This window comes from Kitasatospora putterlickiae (assembly GCF_039527695.1).
Classification (GTDB): domain Bacteria; phylum Actinomycetota; class Actinomycetes; order Streptomycetales; family Streptomycetaceae; genus Kitasatospora; species Kitasatospora putterlickiae.
The window spans coordinates 1-5,961 of sequence record NZ_BAAAKJ010000052.1 but is presented as its reverse complement, the minus strand read 5'-3'; the positions used below and the strand labels follow the sequence as shown (position 1 = coordinate 5,961).

Here is a 5,961-nt window from a genome sequence, read left to right as displayed (position 1 = left end):
GGCAGCTGTACTCCAGCACGGACACCGGCCGGCCGCCGTCGTGGTCGCGGACCGTCCCGACGAAGACGGTCGTCCCGCCGGCCGCGTCGTCCCCGACCGCCTCGTACACCTCGTCGAGCGAGAGCGGGGTGTCGCGGATCGCGAGCAGGCGGATCGGGTCGAGGTTCTCGGACATGCCCCCCATGATCGCCCATCTCGGACGGGCCGGGGCAAGGGCCTCCCACACCCCGCCCGGCACCCGTCCGCCCGGGATCGGCTCCGCCCGATCAGAACCGGCGCCGCTTGCGCGCCCTGCGCACCAGCGCCGCCGTACCCACCAGCGCCACCGTCGCCCCCGCCGCGCCCAGGCTCGTCGCCGCCTCCTTGCCGCCCAGCCGGCGACCCGCCACCGCGTGCTTGCCCGCCACCTGCGCCAGCAGCTCCGCCAGCACCTCCTCGTTGGTGTGCGCCGGACGCCAGCCCGCCTCGTGCAGCCGGCTGCCCGACACCACCCACGGGTACATCGTGTACGCCAGGTCCCCGGCCGGCGCCGGCGTCAGCCCCAGCCGGTGCAGCCGCGCCGCCGTTCCCAGCGCCAGCGTGGCCGGCAGCTCCATCCGCCGGATCCCCGACAGCCGCTCCACGTCCTCCTGCTCCAGCCAGCCGTCGCAGCCGACCGTCACCTCGCCCTCGACCAGGCCCAGCACCGCGTACTCCAGCGCCGCCGCCAGGTCGTCCACGTGGCAGAACTGCCAGCACGGGCGGGAACCCGCCACCACCAGCAGCCTCGGCGCCTCGAAGTGCCGGGTCAGCACCGTGTCCACCCCGGGGCCGACCACCACGGCCGGGCGCAGCACCGTCACCTGCAGCCCCGGGTGCGCCCGCGGCGCGCGCCGCGCCAGCCGCTCGATCTCCAGCAGGTCCCCGACCAGCGAGGCCTCCTCGGTCGCGCGCAGCTCGGAGTCCTCCGCCAGCGGCACCTCGTTGTCCGCCAGCGCGCCGTAGACCATCGCCGACGTGCACAGCACCACCCGGTGCACCCCGGCCGCCGCGGCCGCCGTCAGCACCGTCTGCGCGCCGCGCACGTTGTAGGCGCTGCGCGCCCTCGGGTCCGACTCCATGCCCAGGTCCATCGCCAGGTGGACCACGACGTCCACTCCGGCCAGCCGTTCGGCGACCGCCGGGTCCCGTACGTCCAGGACCCGCCACTGCACCCCGGGCACCTCGCCGCGCCGGTCGTCCACCCCCAGCACGCGCTTCACCCCCGGCGAGGCCACCAGGCGGGCCGAGACCCGCTCGCCGAGCACCCCGGCGGCACCCGTGACCGCCACGGTCAGCGGTCTTCCGGCATAGGCTGGAGGCGGCGACGCCGTGATGTCCGGGGCGTCCTCTCCTCCGGTCAGCCCAGAGCGAACGTCCGAGGGCGGGGAACTCACCGGCCATCCTCCACGGTTAGCTTATGTGCGTACGTACGTGTGTCACGTACGTCCATCCTGCCCGAGGCGAAGGCCCGGCGGTGCACCCGGCGCGGGCCAGCCGCGCGGGAGCCGCCCACCGGCCGGGAGTCCCCCCACTCCGCCGAACGCCCCGAGCAGGCGGATTCACCGCCACCACCCCGTATGACGGCCGACCGGATCGAGGAACCCGTGAGCGACCTTCCCTTCGGATTCGGCGTTCCGCCCGAGGAGCCCGAGGACGGCAAGGCCAAGCCCGACGACGACCAGAAGAAGGACGAGAGCGGCGGCGCCCAGTCCGGCGGCCCGCAGCCCTTCGGCTTCGCCGGCGGCAACCCGTTCGGCGCCCTGTTCGGCATGGGCCTGCCCGGCATGCCCGGCACCCCCGGCGCGGGCGGGCCCGGCGCCGGCGACAACCCCTTCGCCGCGATGTTCGGCGGCCTCAACCCCAACGACCTCGGCGCCGCCTTCCAGCAGCTGGGCCAGATGCTCTCCTTCGAGGGCGGCCCGGTGAACTGGGACCTCGCCAAGGACATCGCCCGGCAGACCGTCGTCGCCGAGCCGGCCGAGGGCAAGAGCAAGGACCGCTCGGTCAGCGCCGCCGAGCGCTCCGCCGTCGCCGAGGCCGTCCGCCTCGCCGACCTGTGGCTCGACGGCGTCACCACCTTCCCCTCCGGCGCCGGCACCGCCGTCGCCTGGAGCCGCGCCGAGTGGATCGAGGCCACCCTCCCGGTCTGGAAGGACCTCGTCGACCCGGTCGCCGAGCGCGTCGGCAACGCCATGGGCGGCGTCCTGCCCGAGGAGATGCAGGCCATGGCCGGCCCGCTGCTCGGCATGATGCGCTCCATGGGCGGCGCCATGTTCGGCACCCAGATCGGCCAGGCGCTCGGCGCCCTCGCCGCCGAGGTCGTCGGCTCCACCGACGTCGGCCTGCCGCTCGCCCCGGCCGGCAAGGCCGCGCTGCTGCCCCAGAACGTCGCCGAGTTCGGCGAGGGCCTCAGCGTGCCCGCCGAGGAGGTCCGCCTCTACCTCGCCCTGCGCGAGGCCGCCCACCAGCGGCTCTTCGCCCACGTGCCGTGGCTGCGCGCCCACCTGCTCGGCGCCGTCGAGGCCTACGCCCGCGGCATCAAGGTCGACAGCTCCCGCATGGAGGAACTCGTCGGCCAGCTCGACCCGAGCAACCCCGAGGCCCTCCAGGAGGCTCTTGCCGGCGGCCTGCTCCAGCCCGAGGACACCCCCGAGCAGAAGGCCGCGCTCGCCCGCCTGGAGACCGCGCTCGCCCTCGTCGAGGGCTGGGTCGACGCCGTCGTGCACGCCGCCGCCGAGCCCCACCTGCCGCAGGCGGGCGCGCTGCGCGAGACCGTCCGGCGCCGCCGCGCCGCCGGCGGGCCCGCCGAGCAGACCTTCGCCACCCTGGTCGGCCTCGAACTGCGCCCGCGCCGGCTGCGCGACGCCGCCCGGCTCTGGGCCCTGCTCGCCGACGCCCGCGGCACCGAGGGCCGCGACGACCTCTGGCAGCACCCGGACATGCTCCCCACCGCCGCCGACCTCGACGACCCCGACGCCTTCGTGCACCGGGACGGCGGCGACGGCCTGGAGGGCGGCATCGACTTCGACGCGCTCGACAAGCTGCTCGGCGAGGCCGCGGCCGGCGGCGCCTCCGAGCAGGGGCCCGGTTCCGCGAAGCCCGACCTGACGAAGGACGACGGCGAGCACGGCGGCGACGACCACGGGAAGGGCGAGCCCACCGCATGACGGCCACCGGGACCGACCGCGCCGACACCGCGCCTGCGGGGGCTCCGGGCCCCGACGCGCTGCACACCGACGCCGTCCGCGCCCTGGAGGCCTGGCGGCCCGCCGACCCGGAACAGGACCGGCTGCGCCTCGCCTACCTGCGGCACCTCGCCGAGCAGCCGGAGGGCCTCTACCGCTCCTGCCTGCCCGCCCACATCACCGCCAGCGCCGCCGTCGTCGACCCCGACGCCGGACGGGTGCTGCTGACCCTGCACCCCAAGGTCGGCCGGTGGCTGCAGATGGGCGGCCACTGCGAGCCCGGCGACCGCGACCTCGCCTCGGCCGCCCTGCGGGAGGCCACCGAGGAGTCCGGCATCCCCGACCTCGTGCTGCTCACCCGCGACGGCGTGCCGGTGCCCGCCAAGCTGGACCGCCACCAGGTCCGATGCACCGGCAAGGACCGGCCCGAGAACACCCACCTCGACGTCCAGTACATCGCGGTGGCCCCGCCCGGCGCCCAGGCGCTGATCAGCGAGGAGTCGCTGGACCTGCGCTGGTTCGACTACGACCGCCTGCCCGAGCTCACGGACCACTCGGTGCGCGACCTGGTGGCGCGCGCCCGCGAGCTCACCGGCTGAAGCACTCGGGAGCGCCCGCACGACGGGAGGGGCGCGGACCACTGCGGTCCGCGCCCCTCCCGTCGTCCGTTCCGTCCGCGCTTCCCCGCCTTCTCAGCCGCAGGACTCCGCCGGGCCGGCCTCCGACGCGGCCTCGTGCCGGGCCCCCGGGATGTGCGGCAGCCGGGCCGCCGACACCACCCCCTCCAGATAGCCGCGCGCCCGCTCCGTCCGCGGATACGCCTCCAGCAGCGCCCAGAAGTCCGGGCCGTGGTCCGGCACCAGCAGGTGCGCCAGCTCGTGCAGCAGCACGTAGTCGACCACGTACTCCGGCATCCCCTGCAGGCGGTGCGAGAGCCGGATCGTCCGCTCGCTCGGGGTGCACGACCCCCAGCGCGAGTTCTGATTGGTCACCCAGCGGACCTGGGCGGGCCGGGCACGACCGCCCAGATAGGCCGCCGAGAGCTCCAGCGACCGGGCCACCAGCGCGTCGTCACCGAGCACCCGGCGGCTCTCCTGCGCGGCCAGCTTCTCCAGCATCTGCGCGACCCAGCGCTGCTCCTCCGCGTGCGACATCCGGGCCGGGATCAGCACGATCGTGCGATCGCCCTCGCGGTAGGCGGACACCGTCCGACTGCGGCGGGCGCTGCGCCGCACCTCCACCCGGGACCGGTCGAGCGGCTCACGCGCGGCCCCCGGCTGCGGCTCCGGTCGCTGCTCCGGCCGTTGGTCGGGACGCTGCTCCGGACGCCCGCGCGTACTCGGCGCCGCCACGTGCGACCCGGACGCTGCACGGGCACGCCGAGGCGACGCCGAGGGATGGGAGTCCCGTTCGGCTGCCATGCCACACGACGTTACCCGCTCCCCCTGGCAGAAGTCCGCTGCCATGGCCGAAATGTTTCGTGGAGCGATCGGGAACGAAAGGCCGACGGCAGGTGTCCGGAATACGACATCGGACCGGACGCCAAGTTATCCACAGGGCATGCGAACGGGTCATCCGATCATGTGCCCGTACCTGTGGACAACCCACCGCACCACGTCGCCCCCATCGGGCATGCTGCCGTCAGCCGTCCGGAAACCATCGGAAGGAAGACCGCCGTGCGCCTCGGTTTGAAGCCCGCCCTCTCCCGCAGCTGGCGGGACTCGGACACCCTCCAGTTCGGCACCATCCCGCAGCACGCGGGGGTGCTCGGCAACGCCGCCGACAAGACCCTGTGCGAGTTCCTCGGCCTCGTCGACGGCACCCGCGACCGGCCCGCGCTCCTCGACGAGGGCGAGCGGATCGGCCTCGGGCGCGACCCCGCCGACTCCCTGCTCGACCTGCTGGAGGAGGCCGGGGTGCTCGACGACGCCGAGGCCTCGGCGGAGGCCCTGGCCCGCTTCCCCCAGCCGCACCGCGAGCTGCTCGGCCCCGACCTCGCGTCGCTGTCGCTGATCCACCCGCCCCCGGGCGCCGCGCCCGCCGTCCTGGCCCAGCGACCCGGGCACGCGGTCGAGGTCCGCGGCGCGGGGCGGATCGGCGCGGCCGTCGCCGCCGTCCTCGCGGCGGGCGGCATCGGCACGGTCACCGTGGTGGACTCCGGGCGGGTCACCCCCTCGGACTGCGCCCCCGCCGGGCTGCCGCCGTCCGACGTCGGGCGGCTCCGGACCACCGCCGCCCGCGAGGCCGTCGACCGGGCCACCGCGCGGCGCCCTGGCCGGCGCGGCCGCCCACCGAGACCGGGGCTGCCCGACCTGGTGGTGCTCGCGCCCCGGGACGGCAGCGGCGCCTTCGCCGGCGGCACGCCCCAGGCCCGCGAACTGCTCCGGGCCGGGGTCCCGCACCTGTACGTCGGGGTGGTGGACGAGTACGGGGTGGTCGGGCCCCTGGTCCTGCCGGGTGTCTCGGCCTGCGGCCACTGCCTGGTCCTGGCCCGGGAGGACGAGGACGCCGCCTGGCCGCGGATCCTCGCCCAGCTCGCCGACAGCGGCCCGGGGCGGGCACCGACACCGGCCTGCGACACCGCGCTCGCGACGGCCGTCGCCGGCCTCGCGGCCCTGCACGTCCAGGTCTACCTGGACGGCGGCCGGCCGCCCAGCGTGGACGGCTGGTGCGAACTGTCCGCCGTCGACGGCATGGCCCGCCGTCTACGGCTCAAGGGCCACCCCGACTGCGGCTGCCTCTGGCAGCCGACACC

General features: G+C 75.9%; 6 protein-coding genes. 3 read left to right on the top strand and 3 right to left on the bottom strand.

Annotation, left to right across the window (positions count from 1 at the left end):
* Both ABD308_RS06130 and ABD308_RS06125 read right to left on the bottom strand, forming a co-directional pair.
* The coding region (locus ABD308_RS06130) for a molybdenum cofactor biosynthesis protein MoaE (RefSeq protein ID WP_344328180.1) at nucleotides 1-184 on the bottom strand (184 nt) is incomplete at its 3' end.
* An 82-nt stretch (nucleotides 185-266) separates the two neighbouring features.
* Nucleotides 267-1,415 carry an NAD-dependent epimerase/dehydratase family protein gene (locus ABD308_RS06125; protein ID WP_425554702.1) on the bottom strand — a complete coding sequence of 383 codons (1,149 nt, stop codon included), beginning with the start codon at nucleotides 1,413-1,415 and terminating at the stop codon, nucleotides 267-269.
* Between the two features lie 210 nt (nucleotides 1,416-1,625).
* Here ABD308_RS06125 and ABD308_RS06120 point away from each other — a divergent pair, with 210 nt between their 5' ends.
* Nucleotides 1,626-3,188, top strand: coding sequence for a zinc-dependent metalloprotease (locus ABD308_RS06120; protein WP_344328176.1), 1,563 nt, complete (start codon nucleotides 1,626-1,628; stop codon nucleotides 3,186-3,188).
* Entirely contained in the window at nucleotides 3,185-3,805 is a 621-nt protein-coding gene (locus ABD308_RS06115; protein WP_344328171.1) for an NUDIX hydrolase, read from the top strand. Before ABD308_RS06120 ends, ABD308_RS06115 begins: the two co-directional genes overlap by 4 nt.
* 93 nt (nucleotides 3,806-3,898) lie before the next feature.
* Here the strand turns inward: ABD308_RS06115 and ABD308_RS06110 are convergent, their stop codons facing one another.
* Entirely contained in the window at nucleotides 3,899-4,627 is a 729-nt protein-coding gene (locus tag ABD308_RS06110; protein ID WP_344328169.1) for a M48 family metallopeptidase, read from the bottom strand.
* Between the two features lie 255 nt (nucleotides 4,628-4,882).
* On the opposite strand from ABD308_RS06110, the gene ABD308_RS06105 reads away from it, so the two are divergent.
* Nucleotides 4,883-5,961, top strand: a 1,079-nt coding sequence (locus tag ABD308_RS06105; RefSeq protein WP_344328166.1) for a ThiF family adenylyltransferase, incomplete at its 3' end; no start/stop codon positions are given.

Bases quoted from the DNA above. Each gene is read 5' to 3' on its own strand.
- ABD308_RS06110 (WP_344328169.1), bottom strand. From the start codon at position 4,627: ATGGCAGCCGAACGGGACTCCCATCCCTCGGCGTCGCCTCGGCGTGCC.
- ABD308_RS06115 (WP_344328171.1), top strand. From the start codon at position 3,185: ATGACGGCCACCGGGACCGACCGCGCCGACACCGCGCCTGCGGGGGCT.